At 71.4% G+C, this 24,131-nt stretch carries 23 protein-coding genes and 1 pseudogene; 21 read left to right on the top strand and 3 right to left on the bottom strand.

Features of this window, described 5'->3' with window-relative positions:
• Nucleotides 1–171: 171 nt before the first annotated feature.
• Entirely contained in the window at nt 172–1,593 is a 1,422-nt protein-coding gene (locus tag D3105_RS21715; RefSeq protein WP_118904757.1) for a sugar porter family MFS transporter, read from the top strand.
• Nucleotides 1,594–1,666: 73 nt separating this feature from the next.
• Here D3105_RS21715 and D3105_RS21710 read toward each other — a convergent pair whose 3' ends face one another.
• Complete coding sequence (locus tag D3105_RS21710; RefSeq protein WP_118904756.1) at nt 1,667–2,653, bottom strand: LLM class flavin-dependent oxidoreductase; 987 nt, start codon at nt 2,651–2,653, stop codon at nt 1,667–1,669.
• Between the two features lie 199 nt (nt 2,654–2,852).
• Between D3105_RS21710 and ftsY the strand changes: the two genes are divergently transcribed.
• Entirely contained in the window at nt 2,853–4,067 is a 1,215-nt protein-coding gene (gene ftsY / locus D3105_RS21705; RefSeq protein WP_118904755.1) for a signal recognition particle-docking protein FtsY, read from the top strand.
• Nucleotides 4,068–4,164: 97 nt separating this feature from the next.
• Here the strand turns inward: ftsY and D3105_RS21700 are convergent, their stop codons facing one another.
• Complete coding sequence (locus tag D3105_RS21700) at nt 4,165–4,812, bottom strand: bifunctional DNA primase/polymerase (RefSeq protein ID WP_118904754.1); 648 nt, start codon at nt 4,810–4,812, stop codon at nt 4,165–4,167.
• A 428-nt stretch (nt 4,813–5,240) separates the two neighbouring features.
• On the opposite strand from D3105_RS21700, the gene D3105_RS21695 reads away from it, so the two are divergent.
• The 5 genes from D3105_RS21695 to ffh all read left to right on the top strand — a co-directional run bounded on the left by D3105_RS21695 (nt 5,241) and on the right by ffh (nt 12,947).
• Nucleotides 5,241–6,716, top strand: a complete 1,476-nt coding sequence (locus tag D3105_RS21695) for a hypothetical protein (RefSeq protein ID WP_118904753.1) — start codon at nt 5,241–5,243, stop codon at nt 6,714–6,716.
• A gap of 372 nt (nt 6,717–7,088) precedes the next feature.
• Nucleotides 7,089–8,441 carry an ammonium transporter gene (locus tag D3105_RS21690; RefSeq protein ID WP_118904752.1) on the top strand — a complete coding sequence of 451 codons (1,353 nt, stop codon included), beginning with the start codon at nt 7,089–7,091 and terminating at the stop codon, nt 8,439–8,441.
• Nucleotides 8,438–8,776: a P-II family nitrogen regulator gene (locus D3105_RS21685; RefSeq protein ID WP_006127894.1), complete on the top strand. Its 339-nt coding sequence runs from the start codon at nt 8,438–8,440 to the stop codon at nt 8,774–8,776. The genes D3105_RS21690 and D3105_RS21685 overlap by 4 nt, the downstream gene beginning before the upstream one ends.
• Before the next feature lie 29 nt (nt 8,777–8,805).
• The gene (locus tag D3105_RS21680; protein ID WP_118904751.1) at nt 8,806–11,265 is read left to right on the top strand and encodes a [protein-PII] uridylyltransferase; all 2,460 of its coding nucleotides are present in this window, start codon (nt 8,806–8,808) and stop codon (nt 11,263–11,265) included.
• A 131-nt stretch (nt 11,266–11,396) separates the two neighbouring features.
• Entirely contained in the window at nt 11,397–12,947 is a 1,551-nt protein-coding gene (gene ffh / locus D3105_RS21675; protein ID WP_073820793.1) for a signal recognition particle protein, read from the top strand.
• Nucleotides 12,948–13,006: 59 nt separating this feature from the next.
• Here ffh and D3105_RS21670 read toward each other — a convergent pair whose 3' ends face one another.
• Nucleotides 13,007–13,891 carry a methyltransferase domain-containing protein gene (locus D3105_RS21670; RefSeq protein WP_118904750.1) on the bottom strand — a complete coding sequence of 295 codons (885 nt, stop codon included), beginning with the start codon at nt 13,889–13,891 and terminating at the stop codon, nt 13,007–13,009.
• A 453-nt stretch (nt 13,892–14,344) separates the two neighbouring features.
• On the opposite strand from D3105_RS21670, the gene D3105_RS21665 reads away from it, so the two are divergent.
• The 14 genes and pseudogenes from D3105_RS21665 to D3105_RS21600 all read left to right on the top strand — a co-directional run bounded on the left by D3105_RS21665 (nt 14,345) and on the right by D3105_RS21600 (nt 24,113).
• On the top strand, nt 14,345–14,938 hold the full coding sequence (locus tag D3105_RS21665; protein ID WP_030197522.1) for a hypothetical protein: 594 nt from the start codon (nt 14,345–14,347) through the stop codon (nt 14,936–14,938).
• Nucleotides 14,939–15,095: 157 nt separating this feature from the next.
• Entirely contained in the window at nt 15,096–15,536 is a 441-nt protein-coding gene (rpsP, locus tag D3105_RS21660; RefSeq protein WP_006127898.1) for a 30S ribosomal protein S16, read from the top strand.
• Between the two features lie 2 nt (nt 15,537–15,538).
• A complete protein-coding gene (locus D3105_RS21655; protein WP_003965959.1) occupies nt 15,539–15,778 on the top strand; it encodes an RNA-binding protein in 240 nt (79 codons plus the stop codon).
• Between the two features lie 118 nt (nt 15,779–15,896).
• Nucleotides 15,897–16,493, top strand: a complete 597-nt coding sequence (rimM, locus tag D3105_RS21650; RefSeq protein ID WP_118904749.1) for a ribosome maturation factor RimM — start codon at nt 15,897–15,899, stop codon at nt 16,491–16,493.
• A complete protein-coding gene (trmD, locus tag D3105_RS21645) occupies nt 16,493–17,314 on the top strand; it encodes a tRNA (guanosine(37)-N1)-methyltransferase TrmD (protein ID WP_118904748.1) in 822 nt (273 codons plus the stop codon). The genes rimM and trmD overlap by 1 nt, the downstream gene beginning before the upstream one ends.
• 131 nt (nt 17,315–17,445) lie before the next feature.
• Nucleotides 17,446–17,796 carry a 50S ribosomal protein L19 gene (gene rplS / locus D3105_RS21640; RefSeq protein WP_010061961.1) on the top strand — a complete coding sequence of 117 codons (351 nt, stop codon included), beginning with the start codon at nt 17,446–17,448 and terminating at the stop codon, nt 17,794–17,796.
• A 66-nt stretch (nt 17,797–17,862) separates the two neighbouring features.
• Nucleotides 17,863–18,633, top strand: a complete 771-nt coding sequence (lepB, locus tag D3105_RS21635) for a signal peptidase I (RefSeq protein WP_118904747.1) — start codon at nt 17,863–17,865, stop codon at nt 18,631–18,633.
• Nucleotides 18,626–19,702, top strand: coding sequence for a signal peptidase I (gene lepB, locus D3105_RS21630; RefSeq protein ID WP_118904763.1), 1,077 nt, complete (start codon nt 18,626–18,628; stop codon nt 19,700–19,702). The genes lepB (D3105_RS21635) and lepB (D3105_RS21630) overlap by 8 nt, the downstream gene beginning before the upstream one ends.
• Nucleotides 19,605–20,501: a signal peptidase I gene (lepB, locus tag D3105_RS21625; protein ID WP_118904746.1), complete on the top strand. Its 897-nt coding sequence runs from the start codon at nt 19,605–19,607 to the stop codon at nt 20,499–20,501. The genes lepB (D3105_RS21630) and lepB (D3105_RS21625) overlap by 98 nt, the downstream gene beginning before the upstream one ends.
• Before the next feature lie 50 nt (nt 20,502–20,551).
• Complete coding sequence (gene lepB / locus D3105_RS21620; RefSeq protein WP_118904745.1) at nt 20,552–21,280, top strand: signal peptidase I; 729 nt, start codon at nt 20,552–20,554, stop codon at nt 21,278–21,280.
• Nucleotides 21,201–21,689, top strand: coding sequence for an NUDIX hydrolase (locus D3105_RS21615; protein ID WP_118904744.1), 489 nt, complete (start codon nt 21,201–21,203; stop codon nt 21,687–21,689). Before lepB (D3105_RS21620) ends, D3105_RS21615 begins: the two co-directional genes overlap by 80 nt.
• A 64-nt stretch (nt 21,690–21,753) precedes the next feature.
• A complete protein-coding gene (locus D3105_RS21610; protein WP_003965949.1) occupies nt 21,754–22,062 on the top strand; it encodes a DUF2469 domain-containing protein in 309 nt (102 codons plus the stop codon).
• 163 nt (nt 22,063–22,225) lie between these two features.
• Nucleotides 22,226–22,444, top strand: a pseudogene (locus tag D3105_RS21605) (YraN family protein); the annotation flags it as partial.
• Between the two features lie 46 nt (nt 22,445–22,490).
• Nucleotides 22,491–24,113 (top strand): YifB family Mg chelatase-like AAA ATPase, encoded by a 1,623-nt coding sequence (locus D3105_RS21600; protein WP_118904743.1) that lies wholly within the window; start codon nt 22,491–22,493, stop codon nt 24,111–24,113.
• The last annotated feature ends 18 nt before the right edge of the window (nt 24,114–24,131 follow it).

Below are 24,131 nucleotides of genomic sequence, written 5' to 3'. Positions count from 1 at the left end.
TTTGCCCACCCCGGGGTACACGGCACCGGACCCGCTGTTTGACTTCGATTCTTGAACGCATAACCTCTGCGAAGTTGATTTGGCCTTCAAGTGGTGGCGAGCCGGATGGTGTGCGCCACTGGGAAGGCTCACACCCCACGTCTGACCCCCGGCCAGGCATCAGGAGTTCACGTGACCAGCAGCACAGCGAACGGACCCGAGTCCGGGGCGAGGGTGGCCCACCCGGAGCACCTCGGCCATGTCATCTTCATCACCGCGGCAGCGGCGATGGGCGGCTTCCTCTTCGGCTACGACAGCTCCGTCATCAACGGCGCCGTCGAAGCGATCCGCGACCGGTACGACATCGGTTCCGGAACGCTCGCCCAGGTCATCGCCATCGCGCTGATCGGCTGTGCGATCGGCGCCGCCACGGCGGGCCGGATCGCGGACCGGATCGGCCGCATCCGCTGCATGCAGATCGCCTCGGTGCTCTTCACCGCCAGCGCGATCGGCTCCGCGCTGCCGTTCGCGCTCTGGGACCTGGCGATGTGGCGCATCATCGGCGGCTTCGCCATCGGTATGGCCTCCGTGATCGGCCCGGCCTACATCGCCGAGGTCTCCCCGCCCGCCTACCGCGGCCGGCTCGGCTCCTTCCAGCAGGCCGCGATCGTCATCGGCATCGCCGTCTCCCAGCTGGTCAACTACGCCGTCCTGCAGATCGCCGACGGCGACCAGCGCGGCGAGATCCTGGGCCTGGAGGCCTGGCAGTGGATGCTCGGCGTGATGGTCGTCCCGGCCATCCTGTACGGGCTCCTCTCCTTCGCCATCCCCGAGTCCCCGCGCTTCCTCATCTCGGTAGGCAAGAAGGCCGAGGCCCGGAAGATCCTCGAAGAGGTCGAGGGCGACAAGATCGACCTCGACGCGCGCGTGACCGAGATCGAGACGGCCATGCACCGCGAGCACAAGTCCTCCTTCAAGGACCTGCTCGGCAACCGCTTCTTCTTCCTGCCGATCGTCTGGGTCGGCATCGGCCTCTCGATGTTCCAGCAGCTCGTCGGCATCAACGTGGCGTTCTACTACTCGGCGACGCTGTGGCAGTCCGTCGGCATCGACCCGACCGACTCGTTCTTCTACTCGTTCACCACCTCGATCATCAACATCATCGGCACGGTGATCGCGATGGTGCTGGTCGACCGGGTGGGCCGCAGGCCGCTCGCCCTCGTCGGCTCCGTCGGTATGGCGGTCGCGCTCGCCGTCGAGGCCTGGGCCTTCTCCGCCGACCTGGTCGACGGCAAGCTCCCCACCGCCCAGGGCGCCACCGCGCTGGTCGCCGCCCACGTCTTCGTGCTCTTCTTCGCCCTGTCGTGGGGTGTCGTCGTCTGGGTCTTCCTGGGCGAGATGTTCCCGAACCGCCTGCGCGCCGCCGCCCTCGGTGTCGCCGTCTTCGCGCAGTGGATCGCCAACTGGGCGATCACCGCCAGCTTCCCGAGCCTGGCCGACTGGAACCTCTCGGGGACCTACATCATCTACGCCTGCTTCGCCGTGCTCTCGATCCCCTTCGTGCTCAAGTTCGTGAAGGAGACCAAGGGCAAAACGCTGGAGGAGATGGGCTGACCCTCCCCCCCCCGGTACCGGAGGAGACGGGCTCATCCCCGCTGCCCCTCTCCTCTTCACCGGCGGCCCCGGCTCACCCTCGAGCCGGGGCCGCCGGCCTTTCCCGGGCCAGGGCCCCGCAGAACAGCCGCAGGCTCCGCCACCCCTCCTCCACCGGCATCCCGCCGCACAGCGGATGCAGCACCAGGCTCTCCGCCCCCAGGCCCGCGAGCTCGTCCGGCGTCACGATCCGGTACACCCCCTCCTCGCGCAGCTCCGCCACCGTCGTCGCCGCCGATCGCACCGCCGAGCGGATGTCCTTGGACTGCCAGGAGGCGTACGTCCGCGCCTCGTGCAGCAGGTGCTCCCCGTACAGCGCCCACGTCCTCTCCGGGTCCTCGGAGACATGCAGCAGCGGGGTGCGCTCCGCGGGCATCATGCAGAAGCCCTCCGTCCCGTGGGCCACACACTGCTCCCGGTAGTACGCCTCCAGCTCCGGCAGATGCGCGCTCGGGAACAACGGCAGCCCCAGCCGGGCCGCCCGCCGCGCCGCCGCCCGCGAGCTGCCGCCGACCAGCAGCATCGGGTGCGGTCGCGTGTACGGGCGCGGGGTGACGCGTACGGTACGGCCCCGGTACGGGAACGGTTCCCCGGTCCACGCCGCCACCAGCGTCTCCAGCAGCTCGTCCTGGAGCCTGCCGCGCCGGCCCCACTCGACCCCGGCCCGCTCGTACTCCTCCGGGCGGTAGCCGATCCCCGCCACCGTCACCAGCCGGCCCGCGCTCAGCAGGTCCAGCACCGCGACGTCCTCGGCGAGCCGCAGTGGATCGTGCAGCGGCCCGATGATCGCCGAGACGGTCACCGCGATCCGGCGGGTGGCGCCGAAGACCGCTCCGGCGAAGGTGAACGGGGAGGGCAGCCAGGAGTTCGCCACCCCGTGGTGCTCCTCGGTCTGCACCGTGTCGACGCCGTGCTCGTCCGCGTACGCCGCCATCTCCAGGGCGGCGCGGTAGCGGGCCGAGAGCGATACAGGGGTGGCGTCGGGCTCGACGAGATTGAACCGGACCACTGTGAAGGCCATCGGGGGCGTCCCTTCGCCGGAGCGGGCAGGCGGGCTGCTGTACGGGCAGTCGGGCGGGCGCACCGTACCTGACGAGGCGTCAGAAGGGTAGGGGCTCACCTCCGCATTGCGGCCAAAAGGTGCATAGGGGGCAGGCGGATCGCCGGGGGTCTGCCGGGGCAGCGCCCGCGGGACGACCGTGGCCGATACTGGACGGGTTATGGAACTCGTCGAAATCGTCATCCTCGCTGTAGTCATCGCCCTGGTCGCTGTCGGCCTGGTCGGCGGGCTCGTGGTCGGCAGCCGCAAGAAGAAGCAGCTGCCGCCCCCACCGCCGAGCACGCCGACCATCACCCCTCCCGCCGAACCGCAGGTCGGCGAGGAGGCCGAGACGCCGCGCGACGAAGCGCGGCGCACCATCGACGACGTCGGCCTCCCGGACGCCACCGCGCCCGTGGAGGAGGAGGCTCCGGTCGCCGAGGCCCCCGAGGCCCCCGCGCTGGAGGTCCCCGAGCCCACCGCCGGCCGGCTCGTCCGCCTGCGCGCCCGCCTCGCCCGCTCGCAGAACTCGCTCGGCAAGGGGCTCCTCACCCTGCTCTCCCGGGACAACCTCGACGAGGACACCTGGGAGGAGATCGAGGACACCCTCCTCACCGCCGACGTCGGCGTCGCCCCCACCCAGGAACTGGTCGAGCGGCTCCGCGAGCGCGTCCGCGTGCTCGGCACCCGCACCCCCGAAGAGCTGCGCTCCCTGCTCCGCGAGGAGCTGATCACCCTCCTCGGCCCGGACTTCGACCGCGAGGTCAGGACCGAGGGCGGCGCGGAGACCCCCGGCGTCGTCATGGTCGTCGGCGTCAACGGCACCGGCAAGACCACCACCACCGGCAAGCTGGCCCGGGTGCTCGTCGCCGACGGCCGCAGCGTGGTGCTCGGCGCGGCCGACACCTTCCGCGCCGCCGCCGCCGACCAGCTCCAGACCTGGGGCGAGCGCGTCGGAGCCCGTACGGTCCGGGGCCCCGAGGGCGGCGACCCGGCGTCGATCGCCTACGACGCGGTCAAGGAAGGCATCGCCGAGGGTGCGGACGTCGTGCTCATCGACACCGCGGGCCGGCTGCACACCAAGACCGGGCTCATGGACGAGCTGGGCAAGGTCAAGCGCGTCGTGGAGAAGCACGGCCCGCTCGACGAGGTGCTGCTCGTCCTCGATGCCACCACCGGGCAGAACGGACTCGTCCAGGCCCGGGTGTTCGCGGAGGTCGTGGACATCACCGGCATCGTCCTCACCAAGCTCGACGGCACCGCCAAGGGCGGCATCGTCATCGCGGTCCAGCGCGAGCTGGGCGTACCGGTGAAGCTGATCGGCCTCGGCGAGGGTCCGGACGACCTCGCCCCGTTCGAGCCGGGAGCCTTCGTGGACGCCCTGATCGGCGACTGAACCGCCCCGCGATCCGGTACGGCGGACGGGCGGCGGCTCCTTGGGGGAGCCCGCCGCCCGTCCGCCGTTTCCGTGACCTCTACGAGTTCCGTGACCTCTACGAGCGGTGGCAGACGTACGCCAGGGTCCCCAGCAGCAGCCGCGCCTGCGGGGGAGCCGCCGCCGTGTCCAGCACCGGGGGCCGCAGCCAGCGGACCGGGCCGAGGCCGCCGAGGTCGGACGGCGGGGCGGTGATGTGCGTCCCCGGGCCCAGGGCGCGCAGATCCAGGCCCGCGTCGTCCCAGCCCATCCGGTAGAGCAGCCCGGGCAGCTCGGCCGCGGCCCCGGGGGCGACGAAGAACTGCGCCCGCCCGGTCGGCGTCACCGTGACCGGGCCCAGCGGCAGCCCCATCCGCTCCATCCGCACCAGCGCCCGCCGCCCGGCCTGCTCCGCGACGTCCAGGACGTCGAAGGAGCGGCCCACCGGCAGCAGCATCGCGGCGCCCGGTGTCTGAGCCCAGGCGTCCGCCGCGCGGTCCAGGCCGGTGCCCGCCGGGACCTCCCCGGCGAAACCCAAGGGGTGGGCGCCGGGGGAGGGGCACACCGGATCGCCGCACGAGCAGGAGCCGGCCTGGGCCCGTGCTCCGGGCGCCACCGCCCAGCCCCACAGCCCTGTGTACTCGGCCACCGCCGTGCCCTCGGTGCCGCGGTGGCGTCGCCGCGCACCGGATCGCATCTCCCGGATGCCGCCGATCGTGAAGCCCATGCCCCCTCCAACGGGTACGGCTCGCCGGTGGTTACGACCCGCGTCGCTCGGGTAACCCTCCGTCGCTGCTACTCGATCGAGTGGCGTGCGCGGTGGTGCAAAAGGGAGTGCGACACGGTGTGCGCGCCCCCGAGTGCTTCCGTGTGCTCGCCCTCGGTCCTGATCCCTCAAGTCAAGCGCGCGCAGCGGCAGTCGGGTTCATTCGAAGGGGTGGCGAATGGTGGCGTTTCCTCAATCCCCCTCGCGAGAGGGGTGATCGTAGGATTACCGTCGGTACACGGACTCTGGGAGTATGTGCACCCACGGGTATGCCGCAGGCAACCCGATTTCCTGTTCGAGGGCGTCCAACTCCCGTACGGACAGCACCGATGCACGGCATTCTGATAAGGGTTCGCGCGATGAGGTTTCAGCGGGATGGGGGCGTTCCAGTGAGTGGCAGCGGCGCAGGCGACACGGATGCCGGCAAGCGTCCCAACGAGGAGCTGGGCTCGTGGTTCGTGCGCAGTGGCTGGTCCAAGGGCGAGCTGGCACGCCAGGTCAACCGGCGGGCCCGGCAGATGGGCGCCCACCACATCAGCACCGACACCTCCCGGGTGCGGCGCTGGCTCGACGGCGAGCAGCCGCGGGAGCCGATCCCGCGCATCCTCTCCGAGCTGTTCTCGGAGCGCTTCGGCGCCGTCGTCGCCGTCGAGCAGCTCGGGCTGCGCACCGCACACCAGTCACCGTCGGTGGCCGGGGTCGACCTCCCCTGGGCCGGCCCGCAGACGGTCGCCCTGCTCAGCGAGTTCCCCCGCAGCGACCTGATGCTCGCCCGGCGCGGCTTCCTCGGCAGCTCGCTGGCGCTGGCCGCGGGCCCCGCGCTCATCGAGCCGATGCAGCGCTGGCTGGTCCCCGTCCCCGTACAGGGAACCGGCGAACCGGAGGCCCCGGCCGCCGACCACCGCCCCTCCAAACTCTCCCGGCCCGAGCTGGACCTGCTGGAGTCGACCACCGCGATGTTCCGGCAGTGGGACGCCCAGTGCGGCGGCGGACTGCGCCGCAAGGCCGTCGTCGGACAGCTGCACGAGGTCACCGACCTGCTCCAGGAGCCCCAGCCCGGCCCCACTGCCCAGCGGCTCTTCCGCTGCGCCGCCGAACTGGCCGAGCTGGCGGGCTGGATGAGCTACGACGTCGGCCTCCAGCCCACCGCCCAGAAGTACTTCGTGCTCGCTCTGCACGCCGCCAAGGAGGCCGGGGACAAACCGCTCGGCAGCTACATCCTCTCCAGCATGAGCCGCCAGATGATCCACCTGGGCCGCCCCGACGACGCCCTGGAGCTGATCCACCTCGCGCAGTACGGCAGCCGCGACTGCGCCACCTCCCGGACCCAGGCCATGCTGTATGCGATGGAGGCCCGCGCCTACGCCAACATGGGCCAGCCCAGCAAGTGCAAGCGGGCCGTCCGGATGGCCGAGGACACCTTCCTGGACGCCGGACTCGACGGCGAGCCCGAGCCCGACTGGATCCGCTTCTTCTCCGAGGCCGAGCTGAACGGCGAGAACGCCCACTCCTACCGCGACCTGGCCTATGTCGCCGGCCGCAGCCCCACCTACGCCTCGCTCGCCGAGCCCGTCATGGAGAAGGCCGTCGAACTCTTCGGCGAGGACGACGAGCACCAGCGCTCCTACGCGCTCAACCTCATCGGCATGGCCACCGTCCATCTCCTCCAGCGCGAGCCGGAGCAGTCCACCGTGCTCGCCGGCCAGGCCCTGAAGATCGCCAAGAAGGTCCGCTCCGAGCGGGTGAACACCCGCCTGCGCAAGACCGTCGACACCGCTGCCAGGGACTTCGGCGATGTCGCCGACGTCGCCCGGCTCACCGAGCTGCTCCACGAACAGCTGCCGGAGACCGCCGAAGCGGTCTGACCGGCACCCCGAGGCCCCGGCCGCGGCGCCCCTTCCGTACACCCCGACTCGGCTCCCCCATCGCCTGGTCACACGGAGGGTCGCCGTGGCCGGTTTCGTGCTTTCCGGGCCGAAGGACTGCCCCAGTGGCGTTTCAACCGCACCGTATGCGGCGTGCGCTGCATGGTAGGCAGCGCACCGGACGCGCCACCCCGGATTCATTCGGCCGTAACACGCGATCCCTCTTCGTCACGCTCGCGAAACATCGTGCGGCATCCCATGAAACGGCCCTCCGTCAACCTCGTGGCTCATAACCGGCCCGCACCTGTTCCCCCAGTGGTCCCGCAGCATTCCCCCGCACGCCGCGGCCGCACCGACGACGAGGAGACGCCGATGCCCCCAGGCATCACGACGCTTGCCGCAGACGCCCCTGAGCTGTCTGCCGCCAACACCGGGTTCATGCTCATCTGCACGGCCCTGGTGATGCTCATGACCCCCGGCCTGGCCTTCTTCTACGGAGGCATGGTCCGCGTCAAGAGCACCCTCAACATGCTGATGATGAGCTTCATCAGCCTCGGGATCGTCACGGTCCTGTGGGTGCTCTACGGATTCAGCCTGGCCTTCGGCTCCGACGTCGGCTCGGTCATCGGCTGGAGTTCCGAGTACGTCGGCCTCAGCGGGATCGGCGTCACCGAACTCTGGGACGGCTACACCATCCCGGTGTACGTCTTCGCCGCCTTCCAGCTGATGTTCGCCGTCCTCACCCCGGCCCTGATCAGCGGTGCGCTCGCCGACCGCGTGAAGTTCACCGCGTGGGCGCTGTTCATCGTCCTCTGGGTCACCGTCGTCTACTTCCCCGTCGCCCACTGGGTCTGGGGCTCCGGCGGCTGGCTCTTCGAGATGGGCGTCATCGACTTCGCCGGTGGTACGGCCGTCCACATCAACGCCGGTGCCGCCGCCCTCGGCGTCATCCTGGTCATCGGCAAGCGCATCGGCTTCAAGAAGGACCCGATGCGGCCTCACAGCCTGCCGCTCGTCATGCTCGGCGCGGCCCTCCTGTGGTTCGGCTGGTTCGGCTTCAACGCCGGATCCTGGCTCGGCAACGACGACGGCGTCGGCGCGGTCATGTTCCTGAACACCCAGGTCGCCACCGCCGCCGCGGTCCTCGGCTGGCTGATCTACGAGAAGCTGCGCCACGGCTCCTTCACCACCCTCGGCGCCGCCTCCGGCGCGGTCGCCGGCCTCGTCGCCATCACCCCGGCGGGCGGCTCCGTCTCCCCGCTCGGCGCGATCGCGATCGGCGTCATCGCCGGTGTCCTGTGCGCCATGGCGGTCGGCCTCAAGTACAAGTTCGGCTACGACGACTCCCTGGACGTCGTCGGCGTCCACCTCGTCGGCGGCATCATCGGCTCCATCCTGGTCGGCTTCTTCGCCACCGGAGGCGTCCAGTCCGACGCCGCGGGCCTCTTCTACGGCGGCGGTGTGGACCAGCTCGGCAAGCAGGTCGTCGGCGTCGTCGCGGTCCTTGCGTACTCTCTCGTCGTCTCCGCGGTCATCGCCCTGGCGATCCACAAGACGATCGGGATGCGGGTCTCCGAGGACGACGAGATCTCCGGCATCGACCAGGTCGAGCACGCCGAGACGGCGTACGACTTCAGCGGCGCCGGCGGCGGCTCGGTCTCCCGCACCACCGCACCCGCCCCCGACACGACGGCAGCACCGAAGGCAAAGAAGGTGGACGCATGAAGCTCATCACCGCGGTCGTGAAGCCCCACCGGCTGGACGAGATCAAGGAGGCCCTCCAGGCCTTCGGCGTCCAGGGGCTCACCGTCACCGAGGCCAGCGGTTACGGGCGGCAGCGCGGCCACACCGAGGTCTACCGGGGCGCCGAGTACACCGTCGACCTGGTCCCCAAGATCCGCATCGAGGTCCTGGTCGAGGACGAGGACGCCGAACAGCTCATCGAGGTCGTCGTCAAGGCCGCCCGGACCGGCAAGATCGGTGACGGCAAGGTCTGGAGCGTCCCGGTCGACACCGCCGTCCGGGTACGGACCGGCGAACGCGGCCCGGACGCCCTCTGACCGACGGCCCACGAACGGAAGGCAACTGGGTGACGAGTACCGAAGTGACCACCGAAACCGAAGGCTCGGGACCCAGCGGCTACGCGGCGGCCCGGCTGCGCCTCCTCCAGCAGGAGGCGCGGTCCGGGCCGCCGCGCCGTGCGGCCCTCGCCCGCCTCACCGACGACTGGCTCACCGGCCTGTTCACCGCCGCCGCCGAACGGGCCGGGGTGCGGGGCGCGGCCCTCGTCGCCGTCGGCGGCTACGGCCGGGGCGAGCTCTCCCCGCGCAGCGACCTCGACCTGCTCCTCCTGCACGACGGCAGCGCCGACGCGGCGGCCCTCGCCGCCCTCGCCGACTCCGTCTGGTACCCGGTCTGGGACCTGGGCCTGGCCCTCGACCACTCCGTACGCACCCCCGGCGAGGCCAGGAAGACCGCGGGCGAGGACCTCAAGGTCCAGCTCGGCCTGCTGGACGCCCGGCCCGTCGCCGGCGATCTCGGCCTCGTCGCTTCCCTGCGCACCGCGATCCTCGCCGACTGGCGCAACCAGGCCCCCAAACGCCTCCCCGCCCTCCACGAGCTCTGCCAGGAGCGCGCGGAACGGATGGGCGAGCTCCAGTTCCTCCTGGAACCCGACCTCAAGGAGGCCCGCGGCGGCCTCCGCGACGCCACCGCCCTGCGCGCCGTGGCCGCTTCCTGGGTCGCCGACGCCCCCCGCGAAGGCCTCGCCGAGGCCCGCCGCACCCTCCTGGACACCCGCGACGCCCTGCACCTCACCACCGGACGCGCCACCGACCGCCTCGCCCTCCAGGAACAGGACCAGGTCGCCGCCGCCCTCGGCCTCCTCGCCGCCGACACCCTGCTGCGCCAGGTCTACGAGGCCGCGCGGACGGTCTCGTACGCCACCGATGTCACCTGGCGCGAGGTCAACCGGGTGCTGCGCGCCCGCTCCGCCCGCCCCAGGCTCCGCGCCCTGCTCAGCGGCGGCCTCGGCACCAAACCCGCCCCCGAGCGCACCCCGCTCGCCGACGGCGTGGTGGACGCGGAGGGCGAAGTGGTCCTCGCCCGCGCCGCCCGCCCCGAACGCGACCCGGTCCTCACCCTGCGCGCCGCCGCGGCCGCCGCCGAGGCCGGACTCCCGCTCTCCCGCCACCTCGTACGCCACCTGGCGACCACCGCCCGGCCGCTGCCGGTCCCGTGGCCCCCCGAGGCCCGCGAGGAACTGGTCACCCTGCTCGGCGCGGGGGAGGCCACCGTCGGCGTCTGGGAGGCGCTCGAAGCGGAAGGGATCGTCACCCGGCTGCTGCCCGACTGGGAACGCGTCCACTGCCGCCCCCAGCGCAACCCCGTCCACACCTGGACCGTCGACCGGCACCTCGTGGAGACCGCCGTCCGCGCCGCCTCCCTTACCCGCCGCGTCCACCGCCCCGACCTCCTCCTGGTCGCCGCCCTCCTGCACGACATCGGCAAGGGCTGGCCCGGCGACCACTCGGTCGCCGGCGAGGTCATCGCCCGGGACATGGCCACCCGGATCGGCTTCGACAAGCACGACGTGGGCGTCATCGCCACCCTCGTACGCCACCATCTGCTGCTCGTCGACACCGCCACCCGGCGCGACCTCGACGACCCCGCCACCGTGCAGGCCGTCGCCGGAGCCGTCTCCAACGCCTCCACCCTGGAGCTGCTGCACGCCCTCACCGAGGCCGACGCGCTCGCCACCGGCCCCGCCGCCTGGTCCGCCTGGCGCGCCTCCCTCGTCGCCGACCTGGTCAAACGGGTCGGAGCCGTGCTCGCCGGGGAGTTCCCCGATGAACCCGACGACGAGGCCCCCAGCGCCGAGCACGAACGCCTCGCCATCGAGGCCCTGCGCACCGGCGAACCCGTCCTCGCCCTGCACACCCAGCCCGAGGAGCCCGCCGGGGACGGCGAAGTGGAACCCGTCGGCGTCGAACTCCTCATCGCCCTGCCCGACCGCCCCGGCGTCCTGCCCGCCGCCGCCGGAGTCCTCGCCCTGCACCGCCTCACCGTGCGCTCCGCCGACCTGCGCGCGGTGGAGCTGCCCAACGAGGTGGGGGAGCGGGCGGACCTGCTGCTGCTCAGCTGGCGGGTCGCCGCCGAGTACGGGTCGCTCCCGCAGGCCGCCCGCCTCCGCGCCGACCTCGTACGCGCCCTGGAGGGCTCCCTGGACATCCGGGCCCGCCTCGCCGAGCGCGAAGCCGCCTATCCGCGCAGGCGCGGCGTCAAGGCCCCGCCGCCCCGGGTCACCGTGGCCGCCGCGGGCTCCCGGCGCGCCACCGTCATCGAGGTCCGCGCCCAGGACGCCCCGGGCCTCCTGCACCGCATCGGCAACGCCCTGGAAGGGAGCGCCGTACGGGTGCGGAGCGCCCATGTCTCCACACTCGGCGCCAACGCCGTGGACGCCTTCTACGTCACCGGTGCCGACGGCGAGCCGCTCTCCCCGGCCCGGGCCTCCGAGGTCGCCCGGGAGGTCGAGAAGGCCCTCGGGTGACGTGTACGACGCATTTGTCCAGCCCTCGCCCGGCACCGGATCCGGGCGAGGGCTTGGTGTTCTCCGGGGGGCGGATACCCTGGAGGGCGATTGACCTGCCCCGCCCCCGACCCTGAGGACCGACGAGCGCCGTGTTCGATACTCTCTCCGACCGCCTTAGCGCGACTTTCAAGAACCTCAGGGGCAAGGGCCGCTTGTCCGAGGCCGACATCGACGCCACGGCACGCGAGATCCGTATCGCCCTGCTGGAAGCCGACGTCGCCCTGCCCGTGGTCCGGGCCTTCATCGCCAACGTCAAGGAGCGGGCGCGCGGCGTCGAGGTCTCCCAGGCGCTGAACCCCGCCCAGCAGGTCGTCAAGATCGTCAACGAGGAGCTCGTCGCCATCCTCGGCGGCGAGACCCGGCGGCTGCGGTTCGCCAAGACCGCGCCCACCGTGATCATGCTCGCCGGTCTCCAGGGTGCCGGTAAGACGACGCTGGCCGGAAAGCTCGGCCTCTGGCTCAAGGGCCAGGGCCACTCCCCGCTGCTCGTCGCCTGTGACCTCCAGCGCCCCAACGCCGTCAACCAGCTGAGCGTCGTCGCCGAGCGCGCCGGCGTCGCGGTGTACGCCCCCGAGCCGGGCAACGGCGTTGGTGACCCGGTCCAGGTCGCCAAGGACTCCATCGAGTTCGCCAAGGCCAAGGTCCACGACATCGTCATCGTCGACACCGCCGGCCGCCTCGGTATCGACCAGGAGCTGATGCAGCAGGCCGCGGACATCCGCGACGCCGTCAGCCCCGACGAGATCCTCTTCGTCGTCGACGCGATGATCGGTCAGGACGCGGTCAACACCGCCGAGGCCTTCCGCGACGGCGTCGGCTTCGACGGCGTGGTCCTCTCCAAGCTCGACGGCGACGCCCGCGGTGGCGCGGCCCTGTCGATCGCCCATGTCACGGGCAAGCAGATCATGTTCGCGTCGAACGGCGAGAAGCTGGAGGACTTCGACGCGTTCCACCCGGACCGGATGGCCTCCCGCATCCTCGACATGGGTGACCTGCTCACCCTGATCGAGCAGGCGGAGAAGACGTTCAGCCAGGAAGAGGCCGCCAAAATGGCCTCGAAGCTCCAGTCGAGCAAGGGTGGGAAGGACTTCACCCTCGACGACTTCCTGGCCCAGATGGAGCAGGTCCGCAAGATGGGCTCCATCTCCAAGCTGCTCGGCATGCTGCCCGGCATGGGGCAGATCAAGGACCAGATCAACAACATCGACGAGCGCGACATCGACCGCACCGCCGCGATCATCAAGTCGATGACGCCCAAGGAGCGCGCCGAGCCGACGATCATCAACGGTTCGCGCCGGGCCCGTATCGCCAAGGGCTCGGGCGTCGAGGTCTCCGCGGTCAAGAGTCTGGTGGAGCGCTTCTTCGAGGCCCGCAAGATGATGTCGAAGATGGCCCAGGGCGGCGGCATGCCCGGGATGCCGGGGATGCCCGGCATGGGCGGTGGCCCCGGCCGGCAGAAGAAGCAGGTCAAGCAGGCCAAGGGCAAGCGCAAGAGCGGCAACCCGATGAAGCGCAAGGCCGAGGAGCAGGCCGCGGCGGCCCGCCGTGAGCAGGCGGCGGCCCAGGGCGGCGCGTTCGGGCTGCCCGCTCAGGACGACAAGAACTTCGAGCTCCCGGACGAGTTCAAGAAGTTCATGTAAGCAAGCACGGCACAGGTAAGGGGCGCCCTCTCTCAAGGGCGCCCCTTACCTGTGCGGTTTCAGGTAACGCAGACCAGATAGCGGAAGACGTTCGGCATCCACACCGTGCCGTCCTCCCGCTGGTACGGATGAAGAGCCTCCGCGACCTCCTTCTCCACCTGGGAGCGGTCCGTGGCCCGTACGGCGGCGTCGAAGAGCCCGGTGGACAGCAGCCCGCGCACCGCGCTGCCCACGTCCGCGTAACCGAACGGGCAGGACACCCGGCCCGAACCGTCCGGCTTCAGCCCGGCCCGCGCCGCCACGTCCTCCAGGTCGTCCCGGAGCGTCGGCCGCCACCTGCCCGGCTCCGTACGCGGCGGACGAGCGGTGTCCGCGAGGCGGGCGGCCACCTGCAGCACCGCAGCCGTGGCGCAGCGCTCCGGCGGACCCCAGCCGGTCAGCACAACCGCCGCACCCCGGACCGCGAGCGGCACCGCAGAGCGCAGCGCCGGCGCCAGCCCCTCGGAGTCCCCGGCCGCGCAGCCGATCGGCTCGAAGACCGTGATCAGGTTGTACGGAGCGCCGTCCGCGCCGACGGGCGCGGGACCCCCGTCCTCCAGCAGCCGGGCCCGGCGGCGGGCCGGGTGCGGGGAGTGCGCGGGCGCGTCGTCCCAGCCCGCGTCGGGCAGCAGCCGCGCCCGGGCCAGCGCCAGTCGCTCCCGGTCGGAGTCCACACCCGTGACGTGCGCCCCCCGGGCCGCCGCGACGAGCATCGCGAGGCCCGAACCGCAGCCGAGGGACAGCATCCGGGTGGCGGCCCCGACTTCCATCCGGTCGTACACCGCCTCGTAGAGCGGCGCGAGCATGCGTTCCTGGATCTCGGCCCAGTCGCGTGCGCGGGTACCGGCGTCCGCCGGCGCGGAGGCGTCCGCGCCCGACTGGTTCCGGACGAGCGTTGGTGTCATGGAAAGTGCCCCAATCCGCCAAGAGGTCGGTCGTGCCCGAGTGGACGTCCCCCGTGTGCGAGTGTTCCGCACCCCCGTAGCCAGAGAACTGCGCATCCGCCGTTCCGTCCAGGGGTTGTGGAGCAGTGCTTGCGTGCCCCGGTCGTGCGCCCCGTCCCACGTCTGCTCTCCGACCAGTCTTACCCGACACCCCGCGCCGGGCACGTCGAGCGGAGGTGAGGGTAGTCTTCCGGGCGGATTCGTCAGGGCCGCGGGCCGCCCGCGCTCCCCACATCGGCGGCCCCCGGGCGTACCGCACGCTGTGCACCACCTTGGTGTGAGCTGTGCGTCTTCTCCGCAGTTCTGCGTACCCGCCCTCGTCCGGACGCATCAAGGGCAACTGACTGGTACGTGCAAATTATTTGGGATGCCCCGGAATAGGAACACCGGGGCACTCGGGCTCGTTGTCACGACGTGAGCACGACACCACCTGTACTTGCCGCAGAGCTGGCACAGGCGTGGGCCGACATTCAGCGGTACCACCCCGAGCTGCCCGATCTAGCCGCGCCCGAGTCCCTGATCGGAGAGTCCTCGTCCGCCTGTGGCGCCGAGCTCTCCTTCGAGCGACTGCTCCACGAGGCAGTCCACGGCATCGCCGCCGCGAGAGGAGTCCGAGACACCTCCCGCGCCGGCCGCTACCACAACCGACGCTTCCTCGCGATCGCCGAGGAGCTGGGCCTCGATCATGCCGAGGAACCCCACCCCAGCAGCGGATTCTCCCTGGTCACGCTGAATCCGGAAGCCAAGCGCCGGTACCGTCCGACCACCGAACGGCTGCAGCGCGCCCTCAAGGCGCACACCGTCGCCACCGCCGCCGACACCAAGCGCTCCTTCCGCGGACCTGCCGCCCGGCACGGTTCCTCGGGGGGCGGCGTGCGGGTCAAGGCCGTCTGCGAGTGCGGACGCAACGTCCGCGTCGTCCCGTCGGTCCTGGCGCAGGCGCCGATCGTCTGCGGCGGCTGCGGCAAGCCGTTCCGGATTCCGGAGGCGGCGGTCGCGGTGGGGTGAGCCGATGTGGTGTGGCACAATGGCTAGCTGTACTCGACAGTCGCACAGGACCCCTCTCTCCTCCGGCTGACGCGTCCATCGGGCACTCCGAGTACCGCAACCCCACGTGGCATCTAGGTGTGCCCAACCACGTCAGAGACCAGGAGACACCACTTCCGTGGCAGTCAAGATCAAGCTGAAGCGTCTGGGCAAGATCCGTTCGCCTCACTACCGCATCGTCGTCGCCGACTCCCGCACCCGCCGTGACGGCCGGGCCATCGAGGAGATCGGCCTGTACCACCCGGTGCAGAACCCCTCGCGCATCGAGGTCAACTCGGAGCGCGCGCAGTACTGGCTGTCCGTCGGCGCCCAGCCGACCGAGCCGGTTCTCGCGATCCTGAAGCTCACCGGTGACTGGCAGGCCCACAAGGGTCTCCCGGCCCCCGCGCCGCTGCTGCAGCCGGAGCCCAAGGCTGACAAGCGCGCGCTGTTCGAGGCGCTGTCCGCGGACGGCGACGAGGCCAAGGGTGAGGCCATCACCCCCAAGGCCAAGAAGTCCGACAAGAAGGCGGACGAGGCGGCTGACGCTGCCGAGTCCACCGAGTCGACCGAGGCCTGAGCATGCTCGAGGAGGCTCTCGAGCACCTCGTGAAGGGCATCGTCGACAACCCCGACGACGTGCAGGTTGCCGAGCGCACCCTGCGCCGCGGGCGCGTGCTGGAGGTCCGGGTCCACCCCGACGACCTCGGCAAGGTGATCGGCCGTAACGGCCGCACCGCTCGCGCCCTGCGTACGGTCGTGGGTGCCATCGGCGGCCGCGGTATCCGTGTCGACCTCGTCGATGTGGACCAGGTTCGCTGATCAGCGAGTTGAACACCGGCCAGGGCCGGGGAGGGCCTTCGGGCCGTCCCCGGCCTTTGTCGTCGGCCACCCGGACGGTTCCACCTCCCCGTCCGCCCCCCATCAATCGGAGAACAGCGTGCAGTTGGTAGTCGCGCGGATCGGCCGCGCCCACGGCATCAAGGGCGAGGTCACCGTCGAGGTACGAACGGACGAGCCGGAGCTGCGGCTCGGCCCCGGCGCCGTCCTGGCCACCGAACCGGCGGCGACGGGTCCGCTGACGGTCGAGACGGGCCGGGTCCACAGCGGCCGGCTGCTGCTGCGCTTCGAGGGCGTACGCGACCGCACCGCCGCCGAGGCCCTCCGCAACACCCTCCTGATCGCCGAGGTGGACCCGGACGAACTGCCCGAGGAGGAGGACGAGTTCTACGACCACCAGCTGATCGACCTCGACGTGGTGCTCGCCGACGGGACCGGGATCGGCCGGATCACCGAGATCTCCCACCTGCCCTCGCAGGACCTGTTCATCGTGGAGCGCCCCGACGGCAGCGAGGTGATGATCCCCTTCGTCGAGGAGATCGTCACCGAGATCGACCTGGAGGAACAGCGCGCGGTCATCGCCCCGCCGCCCGGCCTGATCGACGAGAGCGAGGCCGTGATCGCCTCCTCCCGCGACGAGGAGACCGGTGAGGCGGCCACCGGGGACGCGGCCGAGGCGCCGAAGGGCGACGCCTGATGCGGCTCGACGTCGTCACGATCTTCCCCGAGTACCTGGAACCGCTGAACGTCTCCCTCGTCGGCAAGGCCCGCGCCCGTGGCGTGCTGGACGTCCACGTCCACGACCTGCGGGAGTGGACGTACGACCGGCACAACACGGTCGACGACACCCCCTACGGCGGCGGACCCGGCATGGTCATGAAGACCGAGCCCTGGGGCGACGCCCTCGACGAGTCCCTGGCCGACGGCTACGAGGCCGGGGCGCACTCCCCGGTCCTCGTCGTGCCCACGCCCAGCGGCCGGCCGTTCACCCAGGAACTGGCCGTCGAACTCTCCGCCGAGCCCTGGCTGCTCTTCACCCCGGCCCGGTACGAGGGCATCGACCGCCGGGTGATCGACGAGTACGCCACCCGGCTGCGGGTCGTCGAGGTCTCCATCGGGGACTATGTGCTGGCCGGCGGGGAAGCGGCCGTCCTGGTGATCACGGAGGCGGTGGCCCGGCTGCTGCCCGGTGTCCTCGGCAATGCCGAATCCCACCGGGACGACTCCTTCGCCCCGGGCGCGATGGCCAACCTCCTGGAGGGGCCCGTCTACACCAAGCCGCCCGAGTGGCGCGGCCGGTCCATCCCGGACGTCCTGCTCAGCGGCCACCACGGGAAGATCGCGCGCTGGCGGCGCGACCAGGCCTTCGCCCGTACCGCCCTCAACCGCCCCGATCTGATCGAGCGGTGCGAGGCGGGCGCCTTCGACAAGAAGGACCGCGAGATCCTCTCCATCCTCGGCTTCGCACCGGAGCCCGGCGGCCGATTTTGGCGCAGGCCCACCGCCGTGGAAGAATAGGCCGCTGCTGTCCGTCCGGCGTGCGCCCCTGCCACAGGGGGAAAGACGCCCGCCCGACGCGATCAGTACTCCGAACTCTTCAACGACATTTCCGTCGATGACCTGTGGCATCGGCGAAGAAAGCAGAAACCATGGCTTCCCTGCTCGATGGCGTCAATGCCGCCACCCTCCGTTCGGACGTCCCGGCGTTCCGCCCCGGTGACACCGTCAACGTCCACGTGCGCGTGATCGAGGGCAACCGCTCCCGTATCCAGCAGTTCAAGGGTGTTGTCATCCGCCGCCAGGGTGCGGGCGTCAGCGAGACCTTCACGGTCCGCAAGGTCTCCTTCTCCGTCGGCGTCGAGCGCACCTTCCCGGTGCACAGCCCGATCTTCGAGAAGATCGAGCTCGTCACCCGCGGTGACGTCCGCCGCGCCAAGCTGTACTTCCTCCGTGAGCTGCGCGGCAAGGCCGCGAAGATCAAGGAGAAGCGCGACAACTGAGCTGTCGCCCGGTCATCCCCCTGCGGGTGACCCGTCCACAGCCTGGCCGGATAAGCTTCGGCCGCGATGGACACGCAAGCACAGCACTCGGAGCGCGACCGCTCCTCGGAACCCGACGCGGGGTCCGGGGAGGGGTCGCGCTTTTCGCGTACGCGGGCCCGCCTCGCCTCCGTACTGTCCTGGCGGCGGGTGCTCGCCGGGGCGGTCCTGGCCACCGTCGCCCTGCTGCTGTTCAGCTCCTACGTGGTCCAGCCCTTCCTGATCCCCAGCCGCTCGATGGAGCCCACGCTGCAGGTCGGTGACCGAGTGCTCGTGAACAAGCTGGCGTACCGCTTCGGCGCCGAGCCCGAGCGCGGCGACGTGGTGGTCTTCGACGGCACGGGATCGTTCGTACGGGAGGACCTCGACGCGAACCCCCTGACCGGGCTGGTGCGCGGGGCGGCGGCCTCCCTGGGGCTCGCGGAGCCCGCCGACACCGACTTCGTGAAGCGGGTGGTGGGCGTGGGCGGCGACCGCGTCGTGTGCTGCGACAAGCGGGGGAGACTCGCGGTCAACGGCACCGTCGTGGACGAGCCGTATCTGTACCCCGGTGACACCGCCTCCCGGGTGCCCTTCGACATCGTGGTGTCCGCCGGCACCCTCTGGATGATGGGCGATCACCGCAGCCGCTCCAGCGACTCCCGGGACCACCTCGGATCGCCCGGCGGCGGCATGGTCCCCGTCGAGCGGGTGACCGGCCGGGTGGACTGGCTGGGCTGGCCGCCCGCCCGGGTCGGCTCACTGACCGGGACCGGCGCCTTCGGTGACGTACGGGCGCCGGGCGCGGCGCATGGGTAACCGCGGACGCCCGCGCGGCGCATCCGACCCCCGCGCGTCCCTGCCGACCGGGACCAGGCCGACCGCGCCGCGCTCGCTGCCCACCCGGGCGGAGCGCCGCAAGCTCGCCAAGAAGGTCCGGCGCAAGCGCCGCAGGTCCGCGGTGAAGGAGATACCCGTCCTCGTCGTCGTGGCGCTGCTGATCGCGCTCGTCCTGAAGACGTTCCTGGTCCAGGCGTTCGTGATCCCGTCCGGGTCGATGGAACAGACCATCCGGATCGGCGACCGGGTGCTCGTCGACAAGCTGACCCCGTGGTTCGGATCGAAGCCGCAGCGCGGCGACGTCGTGGTCTTCAAGGACCCCGGCGGCTGGCTCCAGCAGGAGAACCCCGGACAGAAGCAGGACCCGCCGATCGGCGTCAAGCAGGCCACCGAGCTGCTGACCTTCATCGGGCTGCTGCCGTCCGACGACGAGCAGGACCTGATCAAGCGGGTCATCGCGGTCGGCGGCGACACCGTGAAGTGCTGCGGGAAGGACGGCCGGGTCACCGTCAACGGCGTACCGCCGGCCGAGACCTACCTCCACCCCGACGACCGGCCCTCGACCATCTCGTTCGAGGTGAAGGTCCCCGAGGGACGGCTCTTCGTGATGGGGGACCACCGGTCCGACTCGGCCGACTCCCGCTTTCACCTCGACGAACCCGACCGGGGCACGGTCTCCGAGGAGGAGGTCGTGGGGCGGGCCGTCGTGATCGCCTGGCCGTTCGGCCACTGGAGCACCCTGGAGGAGCGCGACGCCTTCCGCGCCGTCCCGGACTCGCGTGGATCCAAGGCAGCGGTTCCGGCCCGGTCGAATAGTGTGGCACCTCCGGATCGCGATGGAATGGTCCGGCTCCCGACCCCTGCGGAACTCCCGCTCGTTATGGGAGTGGTGGGCCTGCGTCTGATGGGGCGCGGGCAGTGGCACGTACTGAGGAGTGGATGTGGGGGATTTGGCGGTCGGCGCACGATCCGGACACGACGAACCCGAGGACCGGCCGGAGCGCGACGAGTCTCCCGCGGGCGGGGCGGCGGTCCCGCCGGAGGGTGAGGGCGACGCCGCGGGCGGTGGCACGCCCCCGAAGGGCAAGAAGCAGCGTTCCTTCTGGGTGGAGCTGCCGCTGCTCGTCGGTATCGCCCTGATCCTGGCGCTGCTGATCAAGACGTTCCTGGTCCAGGCGTTCTCGATTCCCTCGGACTCCATGCAGAACACGCTGCAGCGGGGCGACCGGGTGCTGGTCGACAAGCTGACCCCGTGGTTCGGTTCGGAGCCGGAGCGCGGCGAGGTCGTGGTGTTCCACGACCCGGGCGGCTGGCTGGAGGACACCGTGACGCCGGAGCCCAACGCGGTGCAGAAGTTCCTGAGCTTCATCGGCCTGATGCCGTCCTCCGAGGAGAAGGACCTGATCAAGCGGGTCGTCGCGGTCGGCGGCGACACCGTGGAGTGCAAGGAGAACGGCCCGGTCACGGTCAACGGGAAGAGCCTGGACGAGAAGTCGTTCATCTTCCCGGGGAACACCCCGTGCAACGACAAGCCCTTCGGCCCGATCAAGGTGCCCGAGGGCCGGATCTTCGTCATGGGCGACCATCGGCAGAACTCCCTGGACTCGCGCTACCACCAGGAGCTCCCGGGTCAGGGCACGGTCTCCAACGACGAGGTCGTCGGGCGCGCGATCGTCGTCGCCTGGCCGCTGGGCCGATGGGCGACCCTTCCGGTCCCCGACACCTTCGACCAGCCCGGTCTGAACGCGGCCGCCGCGATGGCTCCGGCGGCACTGGGTGTAGCCGGAGCGGTGCCCCTCGTGTTGTGGCGCCGCCGGAGGCTGACCGCCCGGCGTACCGCCGGGTAGGGTGCCGACTCGGATCAGCGATTGTCGATCTCCGACGGGGGAGCGCTGGGATGAGCGGTACAGGAAACGCGAAAGACGGCCGCGGCCGGCTCGGCGCCATGGTGTCGGGCCTCGCCGTGGCCGTCGGCTGTGTGCTCTTCCTCGGCGGGTTCGCCTGGGCGGCGGTGGTCTACCAGCCGTACACGATCCCGACCGACTCCATGGCCCCGACGGTGAACCCCGGCGACCGGGTGCTCGCCGAGCGGATAGACGGCGCCGACGTCCGGCGCGGTGACGTGGTGGTCTTCACCGACGAGGTCTGGGCCGCCACACCGATGGTGAAGCGCGTCGTCGGGGTCGGCGGCGACAAGGTGGCCTGCTGCGACAAGGACGGCCGCCTCACCGTCAACGGGGCCCCCGTCGACGAGCCGTACGTCGAGCAGGGCACGGCGGCCGCCGGAGGCAAGGCCCCCGCCTCGCCCCAGGAGTTCTCCGCCACCGTGCCCCAGGGCAAGATCTTCCTCCTCGGCGACGAACGGGCCACCTCCCTGGACTCCCGGGTCCACCTCCAGGACGCCGACCAGGGCTCCGTACCGCTGAGCGCCGTCCAGGCCCGGGTGGACGCGGTGGCCTGGCCGATGGACGGCATGATCGACCGGCCCGCCTCGTTCGCCGCGCTGCCCGGCGGGGTGTCCGCCGCCGGGCCCCTGCCGCTCCAGCTTGACCTCCGGAGCCCGCAAGGTCGCACGGGTGGTCCTCCTGGACCCCGACGACCGCGTCCTGCTGCTCCACGGCCATGAGCCGGACGACCCTGCCGACACCTGGTGGTTCACCCCGGGCGGCGGACTGGAGGGCGACGAGACCCGGGAGCAGGCGGCCCGCCGGGAGCTCGCTGAGGAGACCGGGATCACGGACATCGAGCTGGGCCCGCTGCTCTGGACCCGGATCTGCTCCTTCCCGTTCGACGGGCGCCGCTGGGACCAGGACGAGTGGTACTACCTGGCCCGTACGACGCAGACGGCCACCGCCCCGCTGGGCCTCACCGACCTGGAACTGCGCAGCGTCGCCGGTCTGAGGTGGTGGACCTCCGCCGAACTGCTCGCGACGCGTGAGACGGTGTACCCGACCAGACTCGCCGAGCTGCTGCGCACGCTCCTCGACGAGGGTCCCCCGCGCGATCCGCTGGTTCTGGCCCCCGAAATCGTCTAATCGTCCAGGGGCGCCGAAGGCTGACGCACAATGGGGGCACGCACGGCTGAAGGGGAAACATGCCATGAGCGCCGAGGACCTCGAAAAGTACGAGACCGAGATGGAGCTGAAGCTCTACCGGGAGTACCGCGATGTCGTCGGTCTGTTCAAATATGTGATCGAGACCGAACGGCGCTTCTACCTCACCAACGACTACGAGATGCAGGTGCACTCCGTCCAGGGTGAGGTCTTCTTCGAGGTGTCCATGGCGGATGCCTGGGTCTGGGACATGTACCGGCCTGCCAGGTTCGTCAAGCAGGTCCGCGTGCTGACCTTCAAGGACGTCAACATCGAAGAGCTCAACAAGAGCGATCTGGAACTTCCGGGAGGCTGACCCCAGGCGGCCCCCTGGAGCCGGGGCCGCCGACACGCGCGCTGCAAGGAGAAGCCCGGTCACCCGTGAGGGTGGCCGGGTTTTCCACATCCACGGAGTTGTCCACCAAGATCCACACCTTTCGACGGGCCGGGTCACAGTCGGTGCCGGAGGTGGTGCCGAGATGAACGCACGGGGGGCACTCGGGCGGTACGGCGAGGATCTGGCGGCGCGGCTGCTGACCGAAGCCGGGATGACGGTGGTCGGGCGGAACTGGCGCTGTCGCGCCGGAGAGATCGACATCGTGGCCAGAGACGGGGACGCGCTGGTCTTCTGCGAGGTGAAGACGCGCAGGTCCAACGGGTTCGAACATCCCATGGCCGCGGTCGGCCCGGTCAAGGCGCCCGGTCAAGGAGCACGGTCGCGGAGCACGCCCGGGGGGTGTCCTGATGGGCTTCGCACGCGCGTGTTCCGTGGCGCTGGTCGGCGTCGAGGGTGTGGTGGTGGAGGTCCAGGCGGACCTGGAGCCGGGAGTGGCGGCCTTCACCCTGGTCGGGCTGCCGGACAAGAGCCTGGTGGAGAGCCGGGACCGGGTGCGGGCGGCCGTCGTGAATTCCGGGGCCGAGTGGCCGCAGAAGAAGCTCACGGTCGGGCTCTCCCCGGCCTCCGTACCGAAAAGCGGTTCGGGTTTCGATCTCGCCGTGGCGTGTGCGGTGCTCGGCGCGGCGGAGCGGATCGACCCCGCGATGATCGCCGACGTGGTGATGATCGGCGAACTGGGTCTGGACGGCCGGGTGCGTCCGGTCCGGGGCGTGCTGCCCGCGGTCCTCGCGGCGGCCGAAGCGGGGTACGAGCAGGTCGTCGTCCCCGAGCAGACGGCCGGGGAGGCGGCTCTGGTGCCGGGGGTGTCGGTCCTCGGCGTCCGGAGCCTGCGCCAGCTGATCGCCGTCCTGTGCGACGAACCGGTGCCCGAGGAGCCCGCCGACGGAGAGGGGCGCCCCGACGCCATGCTGGCCGGGCTGATGATCCCCGGCACCGGCCTCGGTACGGGGCTCGCCCCGGCCGTCGCGCGGGGCGACGGGCTCCGGCCGGACCTGGCGGACGTCGCGGGACAGTTGCGCCCGCGCCTGGCCCTGGAGGTGGCCGCGGCCGGCGGACACCACTTGCTCCTCTCGGGTCCGCCGGGCGCGGGCAAGACCATGCTGGCCGAGCGGCTGTCGGCGGTTCTGCCCCCGCTGAACCGGCAGGAATCCCTCGAAGTGACGGCGGTCCACTCCGTGGCGGGCATCCTCCCCCCGGGTGAACCGCTCGTCTCCCGGGCGCCCTACTGCGCCCCGCACCACTCGGCGACCATGCAGTCCCTGGTGGGCGGCGGCAACGGAATCCCGAGGCCGGGGGCGGTCTCGCTGGCCCACCGAGGCGTGCTCTTCCTCGACGAGGCCCCCGAATTCTCGGGCAAGGTCCTGGACGCGCTGCGCCAGCCGCTTGAGTCGGGCCATGTGGTGGTCGCGCGGGCGGCGGGGGTGGTGCGGCTGCCCGCCCGGTTCCTGATGGTGCTGGCCGCCAATCCGTGTCCCTGCGGCCGCCACACGCTCACCGGCGCGGGCTGCGAGTGTCCGCCCTCGGTGGTCCGCCGCTACCAGGCACGGCTGTCCGGCCCCCTGCTCGACCGGGTGGACCTGCGGGTCGAGGTGGAGCCGGTCGACCGCGCGGACCTCCTGGGCCAGGGGGGCCGGGGCGAGTCGACGGAGGTCGTCGCCGCACGGGTACGGGACGCCAGGGCCCGGGCGGCCGAGCGGCTGGCCGGCACCCCGTGGACCACGAACAGCGAGGTCCCGGGCCACGAGCTGCGGACCCGTCTGCTGGTGGCCCCGGGGGCACTGGCGGCGGCGGAACGGGACCTGGAACGCGGAATCCTCACGGCCCGCGGCCTGGACCGGGTGCTGAGGGTGGCCTGGACGGTGGCGGACCTACGCGCCGCCGACCGCCCCGACGCCTCGGACGTGGCGGTCGCCCTGGAGCTGCGGACGGGCATCCAGCGCGGGGTCTCGATGGGGGTGGGGGAGCGGTGACCGGGGTGACGTGGGAGC

Origin of the sequence: Streptomyces globisporus, assembly GCF_003501885.1 — a bacterium.
Lineage (GTDB): Bacteria > Actinomycetota > Actinomycetes > Streptomycetales > Streptomycetaceae > Streptomyces > Streptomyces globisporus_D.
Note: the sequence above shows the minus strand (reverse complement) of the source record. Positions and strands in the feature narration are given on the sequence as shown.

What these genes read in the sequence shown, in the direction of transcription:
- rplS (WP_010061961.1), top strand. Translation starts at nt 17,446, where the DNA reads ATGGCTTCCCTGCTCGATGGCGTCAATGCCGCCACCCTCCGTTCGGAC.
- D3105_RS21710 (WP_118904756.1), bottom strand. Translation starts at nt 2,653, where the DNA reads ATGGCCTTCACAGTGGTCCGGTTCAATCTCGTCGAGCCCGACGCCACC.
- lepB (WP_118904747.1), top strand. Translation starts at nt 17,863, where the DNA reads ATGGACACGCAAGCACAGCACTCGGAGCGCGACCGCTCCTCGGAACCC.
- ftsY (WP_118904755.1), top strand. Translation starts at nt 2,853, where the DNA reads ATGGAACTCGTCGAAATCGTCATCCTCGCTGTAGTCATCGCCCTGGTC.
- D3105_RS21670 (WP_118904750.1), bottom strand. Translation starts at nt 13,891, where the DNA reads ATGACACCAACGCTCGTCCGGAACCAGTCGGGCGCGGACGCCTCCGCG.
- trmD (WP_118904748.1), top strand. Translation starts at nt 16,493, where the DNA reads ATGCGGCTCGACGTCGTCACGATCTTCCCCGAGTACCTGGAACCGCTG.
- D3105_RS21655 (WP_003965959.1), top strand. Translation starts at nt 15,539, where the DNA reads ATGCTCGAGGAGGCTCTCGAGCACCTCGTGAAGGGCATCGTCGACAAC.
- D3105_RS21610 (WP_003965949.1), top strand. Translation starts at nt 21,754, where the DNA reads ATGAGCGCCGAGGACCTCGAAAAGTACGAGACCGAGATGGAGCTGAAG.
- lepB (WP_118904745.1), top strand. Translation starts at nt 20,552, where the DNA reads ATGAGCGGTACAGGAAACGCGAAAGACGGCCGCGGCCGGCTCGGCGCC.
- D3105_RS21700 (WP_118904754.1), bottom strand. Translation starts at nt 4,812, where the DNA reads ATGGGCTTCACGATCGGCGGCATCCGGGAGATGCGATCCGGTGCGCGG.
- lepB (WP_118904763.1), top strand. Translation starts at nt 18,626, where the DNA reads ATGGGTAACCGCGGACGCCCGCGCGGCGCATCCGACCCCCGCGCGTCC.
- D3105_RS21600 (WP_118904743.1), top strand. Translation starts at nt 22,491, where the DNA reads ATGGGCTTCGCACGCGCGTGTTCCGTGGCGCTGGTCGGCGTCGAGGGT.
- D3105_RS21690 (WP_118904752.1), top strand. Translation starts at nt 7,089, where the DNA reads ATGCCCCCAGGCATCACGACGCTTGCCGCAGACGCCCCTGAGCTGTCT.
- D3105_RS21685 (WP_006127894.1), top strand. Translation starts at nt 8,438, where the DNA reads ATGAAGCTCATCACCGCGGTCGTGAAGCCCCACCGGCTGGACGAGATC.